The organism is Stenotrophomonas sp. YJH_SMC_54 (assembly GCF_059368435.1).
The window spans coordinates 104,812-119,690 of record NZ_JCAFRS010000005.1 but is presented as its reverse complement, the minus strand read 5'-3'; the positions used below and the strand labels follow the sequence as shown (position 1 = coordinate 119,690).

At 67.0% G+C, this 14,879-nt stretch carries 16 protein-coding genes; 7 read left to right on the top strand and 9 right to left on the bottom strand.

Annotation, left to right across the window (positions count from 1 at the left end):
- Positions 1-9: 9 nt before the first annotated feature.
- The 7 genes from AC5P5S_RS07690 to AC5P5S_RS07660 form a co-directional block, all read right to left on the bottom strand.
- Positions 10-1,440 (bottom strand): replicative DNA helicase, encoded by a 1,431-nt coding sequence (locus AC5P5S_RS07690; protein ID WP_005410278.1) that lies wholly within the window; start codon positions 1,438-1,440, stop codon positions 10-12.
- 317 nt (positions 1,441-1,757) lie between these two features.
- Positions 1,758-2,318, bottom strand: coding sequence for an NADPH-dependent FMN reductase (locus AC5P5S_RS07685; RefSeq protein ID WP_024956652.1), 561 nt, complete (start codon positions 2,316-2,318; stop codon positions 1,758-1,760).
- A 66-nt stretch (positions 2,319-2,384) separates the two neighbouring features.
- Positions 2,385-4,328: an asparagine synthase (glutamine-hydrolyzing) gene (gene asnB / locus AC5P5S_RS07680; RefSeq protein ID WP_062607405.1), complete on the bottom strand. Its 1,944-nt coding sequence runs from the start codon at positions 4,326-4,328 to the stop codon at positions 2,385-2,387.
- Positions 4,329-4,331: 3 nt separating this feature from the next.
- Positions 4,332-6,611 carry a transketolase C-terminal domain-containing protein gene (locus tag AC5P5S_RS07675; protein WP_231336603.1) on the bottom strand — a complete coding sequence of 760 codons (2,280 nt, stop codon included), beginning with the start codon at positions 6,609-6,611 and terminating at the stop codon, positions 4,332-4,334.
- 62 nt (positions 6,612-6,673) lie between these two features.
- Positions 6,674-7,330 (bottom strand): glutathione S-transferase family protein, encoded by a 657-nt coding sequence (locus tag AC5P5S_RS07670; RefSeq protein ID WP_005410282.1) that lies wholly within the window; start codon positions 7,328-7,330, stop codon positions 6,674-6,676.
- A 176-nt stretch (positions 7,331-7,506) separates the two neighbouring features.
- Positions 7,507-8,049, bottom strand: a complete 543-nt coding sequence (locus tag AC5P5S_RS07665; protein WP_005410283.1) for a GNAT family N-acetyltransferase — start codon at positions 8,047-8,049, stop codon at positions 7,507-7,509.
- Between the two features lie 123 nt (positions 8,050-8,172).
- On the bottom strand, positions 8,173-9,015 hold the full coding sequence (locus AC5P5S_RS07660) for a glycine zipper 2TM domain-containing protein (RefSeq protein WP_005410284.1): 843 nt from the start codon (positions 9,013-9,015) through the stop codon (positions 8,173-8,175).
- 163 nt (positions 9,016-9,178) lie between these two features.
- Between AC5P5S_RS07660 and AC5P5S_RS07655 the strand changes: the two genes are divergently transcribed.
- Positions 9,179-9,397, top strand: coding sequence for a DUF6116 family protein (locus AC5P5S_RS07655; protein WP_005410285.1), 219 nt, complete (start codon positions 9,179-9,181; stop codon positions 9,395-9,397).
- Entirely contained in the window at positions 9,394-10,167 is a 774-nt protein-coding gene (locus AC5P5S_RS07650) for a TatD family hydrolase (RefSeq protein WP_080353398.1), read from the top strand. The genes AC5P5S_RS07655 and AC5P5S_RS07650 overlap by 4 nt, the downstream gene beginning before the upstream one ends.
- A 34-nt stretch (positions 10,168-10,201) precedes the next feature.
- Here AC5P5S_RS07650 and AC5P5S_RS07645 read toward each other — a convergent pair whose 3' ends face one another.
- Positions 10,202-11,026, bottom strand: a complete 825-nt coding sequence (locus AC5P5S_RS07645; protein ID WP_062607407.1) for a tRNA threonylcarbamoyladenosine dehydratase — start codon at positions 11,024-11,026, stop codon at positions 10,202-10,204.
- Positions 11,027-11,106: 80 nt separating this feature from the next.
- On the opposite strand from AC5P5S_RS07645, the gene AC5P5S_RS07640 reads away from it, so the two are divergent.
- Positions 11,107-11,541: a hypothetical protein gene (locus AC5P5S_RS07640; RefSeq protein ID WP_012480790.1), complete on the top strand. Its 435-nt coding sequence runs from the start codon at positions 11,107-11,109 to the stop codon at positions 11,539-11,541.
- A gap of 134 nt (positions 11,542-11,675) precedes the next feature.
- The gene (locus AC5P5S_RS07635; RefSeq protein WP_005410289.1) at positions 11,676-12,170 is read left to right on the top strand and encodes a glycine zipper 2TM domain-containing protein; all 495 of its coding nucleotides are present in this window, start codon (positions 11,676-11,678) and stop codon (positions 12,168-12,170) included.
- A gap of 73 nt (positions 12,171-12,243) precedes the next feature.
- Here the strand turns inward: AC5P5S_RS07635 and AC5P5S_RS07630 are convergent, their stop codons facing one another.
- Positions 12,244-12,453, bottom strand: coding sequence for a cold-shock protein (locus tag AC5P5S_RS07630; RefSeq protein ID WP_005410290.1), 210 nt, complete (start codon positions 12,451-12,453; stop codon positions 12,244-12,246).
- A 236-nt stretch (positions 12,454-12,689) separates the two neighbouring features.
- Here AC5P5S_RS07630 and AC5P5S_RS07625 point away from each other — a divergent pair, with 236 nt between their 5' ends.
- The 3 genes from AC5P5S_RS07625 to arsC all read left to right on the top strand — a co-directional run bounded on the left by AC5P5S_RS07625 (position 12,690) and on the right by arsC (position 14,790).
- Positions 12,690-13,175 (top strand): DUF456 domain-containing protein, encoded by a 486-nt coding sequence (locus AC5P5S_RS07625; protein WP_033835435.1) that lies wholly within the window; start codon positions 12,690-12,692, stop codon positions 13,173-13,175.
- Between the two features lie 119 nt (positions 13,176-13,294).
- Positions 13,295-14,449, top strand: coding sequence for a phospholipase A (locus AC5P5S_RS07620; RefSeq protein WP_005413953.1), 1,155 nt, complete (start codon positions 13,295-13,297; stop codon positions 14,447-14,449).
- Positions 14,449-14,790, top strand: a complete 342-nt coding sequence (gene arsC, locus AC5P5S_RS07615) for an arsenate reductase (glutaredoxin) (protein ID WP_495276300.1) — start codon at positions 14,449-14,451, stop codon at positions 14,788-14,790. Before AC5P5S_RS07620 ends, arsC begins: the two co-directional genes overlap by 1 nt.
- Positions 14,791-14,879 lie beyond the last annotated feature (89 nt).

Genomic DNA, 14,879 nt, shown 5'->3' with positions numbered 1-14,879 from the left:
GCACTACGGTTATTCGAATGAGCCGACCGAGTCGTGGGCCAGGTTGTCGAAGCGGGTGTACTCACCGAAGAACTTCAGCTTGCACGATCCGGTCGGGCCACCACGGTGCTTGCCGATGATGATCTCGGCCAGGCCCTTGTCCGGCGAATTTTCCTTGTTGTAGTAATCGTCGCGGTAGATGAACACGATCATGTCCGCGTCCTGCTCGATTGCGCCCGATTCGCGAAGGTCGGCCATCACCGGGCGCTTGTCGGTACGTGTTTCCAGCGAGCGGTTGAGCTGCGACAGCGCGATCACCGGCACGTGCAGTTCCTTGGCCAGGCCCTTCAGCGAACGCGAGATCTCCGAGATTTCGGTGGCGCGGTTTTCGCTGTTGCCCGGCACGCTCATCAGCTGCAGGTAGTCGATCACCACCAGGCCCAGGTCGTGCTCGCGCTTGAGGCGGCGGCACTTGGAACGCAGCACTTCCGGCGACACGCCCGGCGTATCGTCGATGAAGATCTTGGTTTCCTTCAGCATCTTGATTGCGCTGGTGACGCGGCTCCAGTCTTCATCTTCCAGCTGGCCGGTACGCAGGCGCTGCGCGTTGATGCGGCCGTTGGAGGAGATCAGGCGCATCGCCAGCTGCGAGGCCGACATTTCCATCGAGAACACCGCCACGCCCTTCTTCGACTTGATCGCCGCGTACTCGGCGATGTTCAGTGCAAAAGTCGTCTTGCCCATGGCCGGGCGCGCGGCGAGGATGATCAGGTCGGTCGGCTGCAGGCCGGCGGTCATCGCATCGAAGTCGTTGTAGCCGGTCGGCAGGCCGGTGATGTTGCCGCCGTTCTCGAAGCGGTTGCGCAGTTCCTCGAAGGCATCCTTCAGCGCGCCAGGCATCGCCACGAAGTCGGTACGGCCGCGTGCACCCTGTTCAGCGATGGCGAACACGCTCTTCTCCGCAGAGGCCAGCAGCTCACTGCTGTCACGGCCCTCAGGCTGGAAGCCATCGTTGACGATGTCGGTGCCGACCTGGATCAGCTGCCGCAGCACGGCCTTGTCACGCACGATCTCGGCATAGGCCACGATGTTGGCCGCCGACGGCGTGGTGCTCGCCAGCTCGATCAGGTAGGCACCATCGCCCACCAGTTCCAGCTTGCCCTGTGATTCGAACCACTCGCCCAGGGTCACCGCGTCGAACGGCCGCTCGCGCTCGGACAGCTCACGGATCGCGCGGTAGATCATCTGGTGATCGCGGCGGTAGAAATCGCCCTCGGTCAGCTGGTCGTTGACCCGGTCGTAGGCCTCCGGCGCCAGCATCAGGCCACCCAGCACCGCCTGCTCGGCTTCCACCGAATGCGGCGGAACGCGCAACTGGTCGATACGCGATTCATCGCGATCACGATCAAAGCCATCACCGCGCTCTCTGCGGTTGGAACGGAAGCCGGAACGAGCGGACATGCTGCGGTGTTTCCTGCAAAAGTGGGCCGGACGAGTGTAGGCATGCGCCGACCCCGGCAGCCATGGACAAGCCTGTGGATAAGCCGTGGAGAAACGGGGGATATCCGCCAGTGCCTGGCCACTCTGGCGCGGGGGCGTCGCAGTGCCTGCGACGGGCGCCGTTGCGGCGCCCGGGTGGGTCATTATCGCAGATCAGGCGGCCAGGGTCGGATTCCGTGCAGCGCACGGACTCCGGTGCTCAGCGGAACGTAGGGCCAGGGCCCGCCGCTGCGCGCCGGGATCCGACCCGCGGCCTGGCTGCTGCTACCCCATCGGTCTCAGTCGCCCTTCACGTGCACCGCGATCAGTGCCAGGAACCGGTCCACGTACCCCTGCAGGAATTTCTGCGTGCCCTCGTTGTGGATCGTGCCGTCGGCGTCGATCAGGCCGTCCTTGAAATGGATGAACGCCTCGGGCTGGCCGAGCACGTGCATGTCCAGGAAGGCCAGGCTGTTGCGCAGGTGCTGCTGGGCCACGGCGGTGCCGATCTGGCCGATGGAGGCGCCGATCACCGCCGCCGGCTTGCCGGCAAACGCACTGTCACCGTAGGGGCGCGAGCCGACGTCGATGGCGTTCTTCAGCACGCCCGGCACCGACCGGTTGTATTCGGGGGTCACGAACAGCACCGCGTCGGCGGCGCGCACCTGATCCTTCAGCCGGGTGCCCTGAGGCGGGTACTGGCCATCGAAATCCTGGTCGTACAGCGGTAGATCACCAATCTGCACGTACTGGAAGCGCGCGCGGTCGCCAGCGATCTTCTCCAGCGCATGGGCCAGCTTGCGGTTGCAGGAATCCTTGCGCAGGCTGCCGACGAACACAGCGATGGTGGGGACGGACATAGGGACATACTCCTCACGGTGCGGGAGGCCCAGCCTAGACGCCGGGCCCGTGCCGTCCGGTGAAGATCAGCCCCCGGTCACGCGGGCCCGCACCTGCCGCCAATGCGCCTGCCAGGCCTGGAACATCAGCACGTTCCACAGGTGGGTATGCCACTTGCGCTGGCCGCCCAGGAACTGCTGCCACAGCGGCTGCACCGCCGCCGCCGACAGCACGCCTTCGCGCTCCAGGCGCGCCGGCTGCAACAGATCCTCGGCCCACGGCCGCAGGTCGCCCTTCAGCCAGTCGCTGACCGGCGCGCCGAACCCGCGCTTGGGCCGGTGCACCATCGACTGCGGCACGTAGCGGCCAAGCACGCGCTTGAGCAGCACCTTGCTGGTGGTTTCGCTGCGCTTGAAGCCCAGCGGCAGCGACCAGGCGAACTCGGCCACGCGCCAGTCCAGCAGCGGCGCGCGTGCCTCCAGGCTGACCGCCATCGAGGTGCGGTCGACCTTGCAGAGCAGGTCATCCGGCAGGTAGGTCACGTAATCGGCCAGCATCATCGCGTCGGCCGGCGTGCCGGCACCGTGCAGCGGATCGGCCAGGTCGTAGAAGCTGCCGGCGGCCTGTGCGCCGGGCACTGCCGCGGCGGGGTCGCGCCAGCGCGAGATGCGGTTGCGGTACACGTCGCCAATGCCACGCGCGCCGGACTCGGCCAACAGCGCGGCCAGTCCGCCGGTCCGCGAGGCCTCGCCCTGGTGCTGCGCGCGCGCGCCCATCCAGCGTCGCAGCGGGCCCGGCACGCGGCCCAGCATCTGCCAGTTGCGCAGCGCGCGCACGTAGCGGGTATAGCCGAAGAACAGCTCATCACCGCCGTCGCCAGACAACGCCACGGTCACGCCCTGCCGCGCCAGCCGGGCGACCAGCGCGGTCGGCACCTGCGAGGCATCGGCAAAGGGTTCGTCGAACATTGCCGGCAGCTGCGGCACGACTGCCAGTGCATCCGCGCCGCTGACGTAGAGCTCGGTGTGGTCGCAGCCCAGATGCGTGGCCAGTTCCCTGGCCAGCGGTGCCTCGTCGTGGCCCGAATCGGTGAAGCCGATGCTGAAGCTGTGCACCGGCTGCCCGCTTTGCGCCTGCATCAGCGCCGCCACCAGCGACGAATCGGTACCGCCGGACAGGAACACGCCCACCGGCACGTCGGCCACCATGCGCAGCGCCACCGCGTCGCGCAGCAGCCCGTCCAGCTGCTCCTCTGCTTCCTCGATGCGGCCCTGGAACGGCGCAGCCAGTGCGGCCTGCATGCGTGCACGCGCATCCCAGTACGGGCGCTGCGCCTGCTCCGGGCGATGCGCCGATGCACCCGCCGCTACGGCTTCGGCGTCCAGGCGCAGCACGCGGCCGGGCATCAGCTTGTAGCAGCGCTGGTGGATGCTGTGCGGGGCCGGAATGTAATCCAACCGCAGCAACAGAGTCAGCGCGTCGCGGTCGATGTCGTTGTCGAACGCCGGGTGCTGCCACAGCGCTTTCAGTTCGGAACCGAACACCAGGGTGTCACCGGCCCAGCCGTAGTACAGCGGCTTCTTGCCAACGCGGTCGCGTGCCAGCCACAGGCACTGCGCCTGGCGATCCCACAGCGCGATGGCGAACATGCCGTTGCAACGCTGCACGGTTTCTTCCATGCCCCACTGCAGGATCGCCGCGAGCAGCACTTCGGTGTCGGAATGGCCACGGAAGGCATGCCCCAGCGGCTCCAGTTCTGCACGCAGGGCGGCGAAGTTGTAGACCTCGCCGTTGTAGGCCATCACGTAGCGACCATCGGACGAGGCCATCGGCTGGTGGCCCAGCGGCGACAGATCGAGAATGCTCAGCCGACGGTGCGCCAGCGCGATGCCTGCCCCGGCATCGACCCAGCTTCCGCCATCATCCGGCCCGCGGTGGTGCAGCGCCTCGCCCATGGCCAGGACCTGCGCCTGCAGCACCTCGGCCGACGCCACCGGCGCCGGCAACAACATTCCCGCCAATCCACACATGCATCAAGGTTCCTGCGCCAGTTCAAGGGCGGCGCCAATCACCGCATTGTCGCTTGGAAGCCCGAACATTGCTGCCCCTGCCAGCGGGGTATAGGTATCGGCGCCGCAGACCCGGCGCAGCGGCAGGTGGCCGAAACCGGCCTCGACCAGTGCGGTGACCACACCCTCGCCCACCCCTCCACTGTGGCGGCCCTCGTCCAGCACCAGCACGCGCCGTGCGCTGGCGGCCTGGCGGGCGATGAAGCCGGCATCCAGCGGCACCAGCCAGCGCAGGTCGACCACCCGTACCTGCCAGCCCAGCTGCTGTTCGATGGCTCGCGCTGCGCGCAGCGCCATCGGCACGCCATTGCCGTAGGTGTAGACCACCAGGTCGCCAGCCTCCGGCCCGTAAACACGGCCTTCGCCCGGCACCAGTGCCCGGCCCTGGGCCGGGTAGTCGAACAGCCACTGGCCATCGCCCGGCTCATGCAGGTCCTTGCTCATGTACAGCGCGATCGGCTCCAGGAACACCGCCACGCGCCCATCCACCCGGGCCAGCGCCGCCAGCGTGCGCAGCATCATCACCGCGTCGTCGCCGCGCGATGGGCAGCCGACCACCAGCCCGGGGATGTCGCGCAGGGCGGTGACCGAGTTGTCGTTGTGGAAATGGCCGCCGAAACCCTTCTGGTAGCCCAGCCCGGCCACCCGCACCAGCATCGGGTTGCGGTACTGGTCGTTGGAGAAGAACTGCAGCGAACAGGCTTCGCCACGCAGCTGGTCGATGGCGTTGTGCAGGTAGGCCAGGTACTGGATCTCCGGGATCGGCAGCATGCCCATGTTGGCCAGGCCCTGCGCCATGCCCAGGATCATGGTCTCGTCCAGCAGGGTGTTGAAGACCCGGCGCGGCCCGAAGCGGCGCAGCAGATCCTTGGTGACGGTGTAGACACCGCCCTTCTGCGCCACGTCCTCGCCGAACAGCAGGCTCTGCGGATACTTGGCCAGCAGCTCCTGCAGACCATGATTGATCTGGATTGCGAGATGCCGCGGCGCCTGTCGTTCCGGCAATGCCTCGGCACCGCCATAGAGTGCCTCGCGTGCTTCGGCAGCGACCTCGCGCTGCGCTTCGGCCTGCACCGCTGCAGGGGTGTACGGTGCCAGCGGCGCCATCACCTCCCGCAGCGACTGCAGCTTCGCACTGCCTTCGGCATCGGCGGCAGCGGCCATGCAACGCGCGCGCATCGTTTCGTAGGCCACTTCGATGGCGGCCGCATCCATCCAGCCTGATTCCAGCGCGATCTGCGCCGAGCGCAGCAGCGGATCCTGCGCCTCGGCCGCGCACAGTTCCGGCAGCGCGCGCCATTCCACTTCAAAGTCGGTGCCGGCATGGCCCATCAGGCGCGTGGTGCGCAGATGCAGGAAGGTCGGCCGCCGCGTGCGCCGGCAGTGTTCCACCGCCGCCTGCACCTGGGCGTGCCCGGTGGCCAGGTCGAGGCCATCGGCAAAGAAATAGTCCAGCCCCGGCTGGTGGCTGAAGCGCTCGGCGATCCAGCCATCGGGGGTCTTCACCGAGATGCCCAGGCCATTGTCCTCGCAGACGAACAGGATCGGCGCCGGTAGTTTCTGGTAGGCCGACCACATCGCGGTATTGAAGGCGGTCTGCGCGGTGGCGTGGTTGGCCGACGCATCGCCGAACGAGCACAGCACGATGCTGTCGGTGGGAATGGGCAGCGCCTGCCCCAGCCGCTTGCCACTCTCGATGGCCAGCGCGGTACCCAGCGCCTTGGGCAGGTGCGACGCAATCGTCGAGGTCTGCGGCAGCACCCACAATGGCTTGCTGCCCCACACCTTGTGGCGGCCACCGCTGGCCGGATCATCCGCGCTGGCGGCGAAGGACAGTGCCGCATCGCGCAGCGGATCGATACCCGGCACCTGCCGCGAACGCTCGGCCATGAAGGCGCCGGAACGATAGTGCAGGAAGGCAGGATCGGTGTGCCGGCAGGCCCGCGCCAGCAGCGCGTTGCCTTCATGGCCGGACGAACCGATGGTGTAGAAGACCTTGTTCTGCACGCGCAGCACGCGCGCCATCAGGTCCAGCTGGCGGCTGGCCAGCTGCGAGTCGAACAGTTCATCGAAGGCGGCAGCGGTGAGCGTACTGCCCGGCAGGATCGGAGCATCTGCCGCGGGTCGCGGGCGCGGCGTCCCGCGCCACCCGCGCACCGCCTCAAGGAAATTGACGTCGCACACCTCGGCGCGGTTGAGCCCCCGCATGCGTGCGGGAATCGGATCCGGAACCACAGCGAACATCGAACACCCTCCGTGTCGTTGTTGCGTTCCGCCCGGCAATACCGGGCGCTACCCTGTGGGCATCAAGCCGCCTCGAAGCGCGAGCGCACCTCGGCGGTCACCGCCGGCATCGGCAGGAAGCGCGGCTGCGCACGCACGCGCTGCAGCCAGGCGCGAACTTCCGGGAACGGCTCCAGGCTGATGCCGCCCTCGCCCGCCACATCGGTATAGGCAAACAGGGCGATATCGGCAATGCCGTATCCGCTGCCGGTGAACCACTGCGCTTCGCGCAGGTGCTGCTCCATCACCGCCAACGCGGTGGCGGCACGCTCGTGCAGGCGTGGCAGTTCGGCACGGCGTGGCGAGTCGGGCGCCGTCCAGCCCCGGATGAAGCGCGCTACCGCCACGCACGGCTCGTGCGTGTACTGCTCGAAGAACATCCAGCTCAACGCCTGCGCACGCTCCCAGCCATCGCTGGGCAGGTAGGGCGTGCCTTCGGCCAGCCAGAACAGGATCGCGTTGGACTCGGTCAGCACGCGGCCGTCGTCGCGGACGATCAGCGGCACCTTGGCATTCGGGTTGAGCGCCAGGAATTCGGGCGTGTGGGTCTGGCCATGGGCACTGTCCACTTCCACCCAGCGGTAACGGCTGCCGAGCTGCTCAAGCAGCAGCCGGACCTTGTGGCAATTGCCCGAGACCGACATGCCATGCACCGTCAGCGGGACGCGCTCTTCCACCATTGCCTGCTCCATCGGATCCGGCCGGCGGCCGGCTGCGTGCAGTCTGGCAAGTGCGCCAGGGAATGCCAAGCGCGGATGCAGCATGGCACCCCGGTAGTGCTTGCCGCTGGCCGGCAATCGCACGAATCCTGCTGCAACGAGGTTGCCGGCCAGCGGCCGGCACTACCGGGCCACGTTCAGCGTGCACGCTGCCGCCACTGTTCGCGCGACTGGCCCCAGATCTGCATCGGTTTGTCGTTGTACGGCGGCGGCAGTTCGCCCATCCGCAGCAACGTGCTGCCCAGCTTGCGCGCGACCGCCCGCGAGTTGTCGTTGTTCTCGGCGATGGTATGGATCACCTCGTGCCAACCCAGCGTGTCGAAGGCCCAGTCGATCGCCGCGACCGCCGCTTCCGGCGCATAGCCCCGGCCCCAGCTGGCGCGGCGGATGCCCCAGCCGACCTCGGTACCCGGCCAGTCCTGCGGTTGCCAGGGGCCCATCCGCCCGATCCAGTCCCCGCTGGATTTTTCGATCACGCTGAACATCGAAAAGCCGAACAGCTGCCAGGCGCCAGCCAGGCTGCAGAAGCCGCGCCAGGCTACCGAAGGCGGCTGCACGCCACCGAGGGTGCGCATCGTTTCCTCGTCGGCGCAGAACGCCAGATAGGGTTCGTAGTCCTCGCGCAGCAGCGGACGCAGGATCAGGCGCTCGGTTTCCAGGCGCAGGTCGAAGATGCTCATGCCGACTCCATGTCGAAGGGGCCACCATGATGGTGGATTCCGCCTCCACACGGATGAATGCCCGCGCTCACAACGAAACGGGCCGGCATGCGCCGGCCCGTCGGGTACAGCACGTATTCTGGATTACTGGCGCGTGGCCGCAGTGGCGCCGGCAGCAGCGGTCTGCGTGACCAGCTGGCCATCGACCACCGGCAGGCGATCGCTGGCCGGCTTGTTGTCCATGCGCACGGTCTTCTCGGCGCCGTCGTAGCGGTAGGTCACGTTGTAGCCCTTCACCACGTCATTGGTGCCCATGGCGATGCGGTTGCCCGGCTTGCTGGCCATGCGCATGGTGCCGGTGGTGCCGTCCTCGTTGCGGTAGGTCACGTTGTAGCCGGTAACACGGCTCGACTCGGAGGTGGCGGTCTCGGTGTGGCACTGGCGCTCGGTGCGGTTGACCACGCGGCCACCCACATGGCGCTTGTCGATCTGGTTGCCGATGAAGCCACCGGCCACGGCACCGGCTGCGGTCGCGGCCTTCTTGCCGTTGCCACCGCCGACCTGGTTGCCGAGCAGGCCGCCGACCACCGCGCCGACCACGGTGCCGCCGACGTTGCCGTCACGCTCCGGCAGGCGCTCCTGCACGGTCACGTCCTGGCAGACCTCGTGCGGGGTCTGGGTGGTGGAGGTCTCGCGCACGGGATCGGTGCCGATCACGGTGGCGTAGGCCTTCTGCTTCTCGGTGATCGGGTCGACCTTCAGCACGTCGGCGTATTCCAGCCCGCGCGGTGCAGACGGGTCGAGCTTGTCACCACGCGCGCCATCGTCAACGGCATTGCCGTCAACCAGCCGCGATTCACCGTTGGGGGTTCCGGCGCTGATGGAATCAGGCGACTTGTCGCCACTCTTCATGAAGGCGGCGGTGGCGATGCCACCGACCAGCAGCGCGCCCGCTGCGACCAGGACAGTTGTAGTTGTGCTTTTCATGACCTGCTCCTTGCGGACCATCCGCAACGTTCTCGGCCCAGATTGCAGCATGCACTGCCTGAACGGAATCTCCACATTTCCTGCTCATTCCTGTAACCCATTCAGCATCGGGAAATGCTGGGCCCGTGGTAGCGTTTGCATATTCCCCACGAGGATCCACGCCATGGCCAACCCGATGCTGCTGCCGGTACTGCAATGGGCCCGCCGGCTGCGCTACCCCACCCTGTTCAAGCTGACCGCCGGCCTGTTCGTGCTGACCCTGTTCATTCCCGACCCGATTCCGTTCGTCGACGAGCTGGTACTGGGCTTCGGCACCCTGCTGCTGGCCAACTGGAAGAGCCGCAATACAGTCCCGGCCCCGCCGCCGCTGGAACAGCGTTGATTCCGCTGGTCGACAGCCACTGCCATCTGGATGCCAGTGAATTCGATGCTGACCGCACGGCGGTGATCGAGCGCGCGGGCGCCGCGGGCGTGCGCGAGCAGGTGGTACCGGCCGTCACGGCCGCCAGTTGGCCGAAGCTGCGCGAGGTCTGCCGGCAGGCACCGGGGCTGTACCCGGCCTACGGCCTGCATCCGATGTTCCTGGCCGAGCACCGGCCCGACCATCTGCCGCTGCTGCGCGAATGGATCGTTCGCGAACGCCCGTGCGCGATCGGCGAATGCGGGCTGGACTTCTTCGTCGAGGGACTGGATGCAGAGGCGCAACAGGCGTACTTCATCGGCCAGCTGCAACTGGCCCGCGAGTTCGAGCTGCCGGTGATCGTGCATGCGCGACGCGCGGTGGATGCGGTCATTGCCGCGATCCGTCGCGTCGGCGGCCTGCGCGGCGTGGTGCACAGCTTTTCCGGCAGCCCGGAACAGGCCGCGCAACTACATCGGCAAGGCTTCCTGCTCGGTCTCGGTGGTCCGCTGACCTACGATCGCGCGCAACGGCTGCAGCGCCTGGTGCGCGGGATGCCGCTGGAACAGCTGCTGCTGGAGACCGACGCGCCCGACCAGCCTGACGCCGGCATCCGCGGCCAGCGCAACGAACCAGCGCGACTGGCAGTCATCGCCCGCCACGTGGCCGCACTGCGCGGGATGGAGCTGGACGCGGTGGCCCAGGCCACGACGGAGAATGCGCGGCGCCTGTTCGCGCTGCCGGCAATGTAACGGGCAGGTGCCGGCCGCTGGCCGGCACGATCCATCACACCTCGCTGGACTCGACCACTTCGGCCTTCACCTTCTTCGGCTCCAGCAGCATTTCAAGCGCCTTGCCGACCGCCGCAAAGGCGAAGGCACCGGTGATGTGGGTTGCCGCACCGAGGCCTGCGCCACAGTCCAGTTTCAATGCAGCATCCGCACCGAGGTTCGGGCGGATGCCGCAGACGCTGCCATCGGCCTGCGGATACTTCACGTTTTCCAGCGAGTACACCGCCGGTACGCCAAAATAGCGCTTGGCATTCTTCGGGAAATTGAACTCGCTGCGCAGCTTCTTGCGGATCAGCGCCAGCATGGCGTCATGCTCGGTGCGCGAGACATCGCGGATGCGCACCAGGGTCGGATCGGTGCGACCACCGGCAGCCCCCACGGTCAGCAGCGGCAGCTTGCGGCGACGGCACCAGGCGATCGTCTCGACCTTCACCCGGAAGCTGTCGCAGGCATCGATCACCAAGTCGAAGCCACGGTCCAGCAACTCGGCCATGTTCGACACGGTCAGGAATGCCTGCACGGCATCCACCTCGATGTCAGGGTTGATCGCACGGCAGCGCTCGCCCATCGCCTCGGCCTTGTTGCGGCCGTAGTTGCCTTCCATCGCCGGCAGCTGCCGGTTGGTGTTGGACACGCAGATGTCATCGGCGTCGATCAGGGTCAGGTGGCCGACCGCCGAACGCGCCAGCGCTTCCACCACCCACGAGCCGACCCCGCCCATGCCCACCACCGCCACGCGGCTGCCCTGCAGGCGCTCGAGCGCACCTACGCCATACAGCCGTTCGATGCCGGCGAAGCGTTGTTTGACCTGTTCGTTCATGCGGCTATTTTAACGTGCAGGCGCCAGCGCCTACAGCGCGCCGGCATCGAACCCAACGTTGCACGCCAGGAGAGCCCGCCATGAACGCCAGCCCGCCCCGCCGCCCGTCCACTGCCCAGCGGTACCTGTTCGTGCTGTGCCTGGGCCTGCTGATCGGCCTGGTCGCCACGGTCATGGTCGGCCGCGCCCTGCAGGCCCGCCGCGACCCGTTCCCGGACAGCCTGATGCAGGTGATGCAGCGGCAAGCGCAGCTGCTGCAGCAGGCCCAGCAGCAGAACCGCTGCAGCCTGGCCGACAGCGTGCCGCGGCTGCAGGCCCTGCGCCTTCTGTCCAACGACCTCGACCTGGCCTTTCCCGGGCTGAAGGACAACGGCCGGTTCCAGCAGCACGCCAGCCAGCTGCGCGGCAACCTCAACGCCGCATTGGCGGCTCCGCCCAGTGACTGCACCGCCCTGGCCAAGGTCGTGGAAACCGTGCAGGCCGACTGCCGCGCCTGCCACCAGGACTTCCGCTGACGCGCATTCATCCTGTAGCCGGGCAAGGCACGCCTGGTTGGCACCTTGTTCACGTTCGAAAGGAGAGGATTCGTCCACCCTGCTGCATGACGCAGTACCACCCAACACCCGCCTTCACGGCCAGGAGACGCTCCATGAAGATCCAGCTCATTGCCGCCAGCGCCATCGCTACCCTCGCCCTGGCTGGCTGTGCCACCTCGCCCGGCTACGGTGGCGGTGGTTACAACAACGGCTACAACAATGGTGGCTACGGCAACAACGGCGGTTACAACCAGGGCCGTTGCGCTGACTGTGGCATCGTCACCCGCATCAACACCGTGCCGTCGGGCCGCACCGCGCCCAGCGCGACCGGCGCCATCCTCGGCGGCATCGTCGGTGCCGTGGCCGGCCATGAGATCTCCGATCACACCGGTGGCAGCCGTGGCAACAAGAACATCGCTGCGGCCGCAGGCGCGGTCGGTGGCGCGCTGGCCGGCAACCAGATCCAGAAGAACGTGACCAGTGATACCTACGACATCAGCGTACGCATGGACGATGGCCGCACCATCGTGGTCAACCAGCGCGACCTCGGCGGCATCCGCGAAAACACCTACGTGCGCGTGGTCAACGGCAAGGTCATCCTGCGCTGACCTGCGCCGGGCCGGCGGCAAAGAAAAAGGCCCGCTTGCGCGGGCCTTTTTCATGTGACGGCTTGCAGCGCGATCAGGTCGGCTGCACGGCGTCGGCCTGCAGGCCCTTCTGGCCCTGCACGACGGTGAAGGTGACCTTCTGGCCTTCCTTCAGGCTCTTGAAGCCCTGGGTCTGGATGGCACGGAAGTGCACGAACACGTCTTCGCCGTTTTCACGGCTGATGAAGCCGAAGCCCTTTGCATCGTTGAACCACTTGACGGTACCGGTCTCGCGATCAGACATCTCACTAACTCCCTGGTGACTCTCTCTTGTTGTTGGAAACGCCTGGTGGGCGGCTGACAAGCAAGGGGGAAGCGAGGTGCATCGATGCAGCGGATCGGGAAGATCTTGCTTCATCAGGCCACGATCCACGGTGACCTTGCCAAGCTCAGCGACTGCAACTTAACCCGCCCAAAACGAAAAAGCAACTGGCAAAATCTTTCACTGTCAACCCCAAAACGGCGACCATACGGGACAGCATGGGACTCTCATTCATCTTATATCTGCTAGCGGTCATTTTTGTCCTTGTCGGCATCGCCGGAATCATCCTGCCGGCCCTGCCCGGCATCCCGCTGGTGTTCATCGGACTGCTGCTGGCGGCCTGGGCGGACGGCTTCACCCACGTCGGCTGGCCGACCCTGGTCGCGCTGGGCGTACTGACCGTCCTCTCGCTGCTGGTGGACGTGCTGGCCACGGTGGTGGGTGCGCAGCGGGTCGGTGCCAGCCGCAAGGCACTGTGGGGTACGTTCGTCGGCAGCATCGTCGGCCTGTTCTTCATGCCGATCGGCCTCTTTGCAGGCCCCCTGATCGGCGCCCTGGCCGGCGAGTACTGGCACACCCGCGAACTGGGGCGCTCGACCAAGGTAGGCCTGGCCACCTGGCTCGGTATCCTGCTCGGCCTGGCGCTGAAACTGGCCGTGGTGATCGCGATGCTCGGCCTGTTCGCCTTCGCCTGGTTCCTGTAACCCGCACTGCCTTCACGCCGCGCGCACGCGGTGCCCGTGCATAAACCGTGGGGGCTGGCCGTGAACCGGTGCAGCCGCCACACTGTGCGATTCCCGTATTCACCTAAGGGCCTGCTGCAATGACCCTGTCTCCGCTGCTTCCCCGTCTCGCGCCGCTGGCGCTGGCCCTGGCCAGTGCGCCGCTGGCCGCGCAGGAGTTCGCGCCCAGCGCCGAAGCCTCGCCGGCCGCGTGCGCGGCGATTACCACCGATGCTGCCCGCCTGGCCTGTTATGACCGCCAGTTCGGCCGTACCCCGCAGGCCACTGCCGAGGCCGACGCTGCGGCCGAGGCGGCCGCGCAGGCCCGTCGCGAAGAACGCCAGACTGCACGCGTGAGCCAGGGCGAAGAGAAGCTGCGCGAGCGGGTCAGCGATCTGTTCCGTCCAGCAGCCCCTGACAGCGCACTGGCCAATGCTGGCCGCGGTTCGTTGCTGGACAGCCGCTGGGAACTGGCCGAGGACTCCAAGCTGGGCCCGTTCCAGCTGCGCGCCTACAAGCCGGTGTACCTGCTGCCGGCGTTCTGGACCAGCGATCGCAACACCACGCCGCATTCGCCGAACCCGGCCAACACAGTCACCACGCCGCAGGTGCTGGACAGCGCCGAGCTGAAGTTCCAGATCAGTTTCAAGACCAAGATCGCCGAGAACCTGTTCGGCGACAACGGCGACATCTGGGCCGGCTACACCCAGAGCTCGCGCTGGCAGGCCTACAACGGCGAGGATTCACGCCCGTTCCGCGAAACCAATTACGAGCCGGAAGTGATGATGGTGTTCCGCAACGGCTACTCGATCGGTGGCTGGCGCGGGCGCATGACCGGCATCGCGCTGAACCACCAATCCAACGGCCGCGCCGACCCGCTTTCGCGCAGCTGGAACCGGGTGATGCTCAACATCGGCCTTGACCGCGAGAACTGGGCGCTGGTGCTGCGCCCCTGGTACCGCATTCCCGAGACCCGCAGCGACGACAACAATCCGGACATCGAGGATTACATGGGCCGCGGTGATGCGACCCTGACCTGGAACCGCAACGGCCACGAAGTCTCGCTGATGGCGCGCCATTCGCTGCGCACCGGCAGCCGCTCGCACGGTGCCCTGCAGCTGGATTACGGCTTCCCGATCAGCAATCTGCTGCGCGGGCATGTGCAGGTGTTCGACGGTTACGGCGAAAGCCTGATCGACTACAACCACAAGGCCACCTACGTGGGCGTGGGCGTGTCGCTGCTGGAGTGGTTCTGATGCCCGTGACGATCTGGCACAACCCGGCCTGCAGCAACTCGTGCGGCGCATTGAAGCTGATACGTGATGCCGGCTTTGATCCAGCGGTGATCGAGTATCTCGGCAATCCACCCGATGTGGCTACACTGCGCCAGGTGCTGGCCGAATCAGGATTGAGCGCACGTGATCTGGTGCGCAGCAAGGAAGCGCAGTTCGCCGAACTGGGCCTGGAAGGTGCGGACGAGGCCACGCTGCTGGCCGCGATGGCCGAACACCCGCGACTGATCAACCGCCCCGTGGTGCGCACGGACAAGGGCACACGCCTGTGCCGTCCACCGGAAACAGTGCTGGAGATCCTGTAACCCGCCTCGCCGCCGCGTAGCGGAGCGTGTTGGTAGAGTCGACTGTTGGTAGAGTCGACTGTTAGTCGACTCCCTCCCCACCCTTCATA

Bases quoted from the DNA above. Each gene is read 5' to 3' on its own strand.
- AC5P5S_RS07690 (WP_005410278.1), bottom strand. From the start codon at position 1,440: ATGTCCGCTCGTTCCGGCTTCCGTTCCAACCGCAGAGAGCGCGGTGAT.
- AC5P5S_RS07685 (WP_024956652.1), bottom strand. From the start codon at position 2,318: ATGTCCGTCCCCACCATCGCTGTGTTCGTCGGCAGCCTGCGCAAGGAT.
- asnB (WP_062607405.1), bottom strand. From the start codon at position 4,328: ATGTGTGGATTGGCGGGAATGTTGTTGCCGGCGCCGGTGGCGTCGGCC.
- AC5P5S_RS07675 (WP_231336603.1), bottom strand. From the start codon at position 6,611: ATGTTCGCTGTGGTTCCGGATCCGATTCCCGCACGCATGCGGGGGCTC.
- AC5P5S_RS07670 (WP_005410282.1), bottom strand. From the start codon at position 7,330: ATGGTGGAAGAGCGCGTCCCGCTGACGGTGCATGGCATGTCGGTCTCG.
- AC5P5S_RS07665 (WP_005410283.1), bottom strand. From the start codon at position 8,049: ATGAGCATCTTCGACCTGCGCCTGGAAACCGAGCGCCTGATCCTGCGT.
- AC5P5S_RS07660 (WP_005410284.1), bottom strand. From the start codon at position 9,015: ATGAAAAGCACAACTACAACTGTCCTGGTCGCAGCGGGCGCGCTGCTG.
- AC5P5S_RS07655 (WP_005410285.1), top strand. From the start codon at position 9,179: ATGGCCAACCCGATGCTGCTGCCGGTACTGCAATGGGCCCGCCGGCTG.
- AC5P5S_RS07645 (WP_062607407.1), bottom strand. From the start codon at position 11,026: ATGAACGAACAGGTCAAACAACGCTTCGCCGGCATCGAACGGCTGTAT.
- AC5P5S_RS07640 (WP_012480790.1), top strand. From the start codon at position 11,107: ATGAACGCCAGCCCGCCCCGCCGCCCGTCCACTGCCCAGCGGTACCTG.
- AC5P5S_RS07635 (WP_005410289.1), top strand. From the start codon at position 11,676: ATGAAGATCCAGCTCATTGCCGCCAGCGCCATCGCTACCCTCGCCCTG.
- AC5P5S_RS07630 (WP_005410290.1), bottom strand. From the start codon at position 12,453: ATGTCTGATCGCGAGACCGGTACCGTCAAGTGGTTCAACGATGCAAAG.
- AC5P5S_RS07625 (WP_033835435.1), top strand. From the start codon at position 12,690: ATGGGACTCTCATTCATCTTATATCTGCTAGCGGTCATTTTTGTCCTT.
- AC5P5S_RS07620 (WP_005413953.1), top strand. From the start codon at position 13,295: ATGACCCTGTCTCCGCTGCTTCCCCGTCTCGCGCCGCTGGCGCTGGCC.
- arsC (WP_495276300.1), top strand. From the start codon at position 14,449: ATGCCCGTGACGATCTGGCACAACCCGGCCTGCAGCAACTCGTGCGGC.